General features: G+C 52.0%; 1 protein-coding gene. It reads left to right on the top strand.

Features of this window, described 5'->3' with window-relative positions:
* Positions 1-124 precede the first annotated feature (124 nt).
* A partial coding sequence (locus JMF85_RS27765) for an IS5 family transposase (RefSeq protein ID WP_201319393.1) occupies positions 125-1,478 on the top strand: 1,354 nt, incomplete at its 3' end.

A 1,478-nucleotide genomic window follows, 5' to 3' on the forward strand; every position in this document is an offset into this window, starting at 1 on the left:
TTAGGGCTTGCTGAATAATCAAAAATTCCCTGTTCTGCAAGGGTTTTAAGGCACTTTTGTCGAATTTATCTGCAAGGAAAACACGGAAAAACGGTAAAAAACCTTGCAGATGGAGTGAGCTAAAGTGTTCGTGCTGAATCGAGATATGGCGGATCTGTTAGAAAATTTCTATTTACCCTTTGGCGGAAGATTAAATCCTGCTAATCGGTGGGTGCAGCTTGCAGCACTCATCCCTTGGGGCATAGTAGAAGAGAAATATGTGAGATCGTTCCAGTCACCAGCTATCGGCCAAAAGGCTTACTCGGCACGCATCGCTCTCGGCTCGCTCATCATCAAGGAGCGTCTTGGTTTAAGTGACCGCGAGACGACCCTGCAAATCCAAGAGAATCCATATTTGCAATTCTTCTTGGGCTACACCGAGTATGTAGACGAAGAGCCGTTTCATCACTCTCTGTTAACGCATTTTCGGGAACGGCTCGGCTTGGAAATCTTGGCTGAAGTCAACGATTGGATTGCCCAAGCCGCGCTGCAAGCCGAGCGAGAGGTAGCGATGAAACAGAAATCGTCCAAGCGAGATCGCGATGATGACGATAACGATGCGGGCGGCTCGCAGATTACCATGGAGGTCGGGGAAGCGTTCTCAATACCTGAGGAGGCCCCCGCCCCCGATGTGACGAAGAAAACCCGTAACATGGCGAGAAAGCCACACGTCCTGCCATCCACAGCTGCGCCGACAGCGAATGTCACGAACAGGGGCACCCTCATGCTGGATGCGACATGTGCGCCTGCGGACATCAAGTATCCGACGGACTTGGGGCTTTTGAATCATGCCCGTGAAATCCTCGAAGACATCATTGACGTGCTGCACCGTCCCCATATCGGAGCGATGGAGAAGCCGCGCACGTACCGTGAGAAAGCCAGAAAATCGTACCTGGGCATATCCAAACAACGCAAGGCATCGGGCAAGGTGATCCGTAAAGCGATCAAAAAGCAACTTGGCTACGTGGGACGGGATCTGCGGATCATTGAAGCACTTGTGACGCATACGCCTTTCACGGAGCTGAGCAAAAGACACTATCGCCAGTTGCTGATCATCTCGGAGCTTTACCGCCAACAACGCCAAATGATGGAGAAGAAGACGCATGTCATCTCCGACCGCATCGTGAGTATCGAACAGCCGCATGTACGTCCGATGGTTCGAGGCAAAGCTGGGGCGAACGTAGAGTTCGGCGCCAAAATCGCTGCCAGTCTGGTGGACGGTTATGCCTGGATCGAAACGGCGCAATGGGACAGCTTCAACGAGGCAACAACGCTGCAAGCATCGGTGGAAACATACAAGCAGCGATTTGGGCATTACCCTGCCGTCATTCTGGCCGACAAAATCTACCGCAATCGAGACAACTTGAACTATTGCAAGGAGCTTAGGATTCGACTCAGCGGCCCCAAGCTCGGCAGACCATCAAAACAGCAAAGCGATG

The sequence above is a fragment of the Paenibacillus sp. EPM92 genome, assembly GCF_016586185.1.
Lineage (GTDB): Bacteria > Bacillota > Bacilli > Paenibacillales > NBRC-103111 > Paenibacillus_G > Paenibacillus_G validus.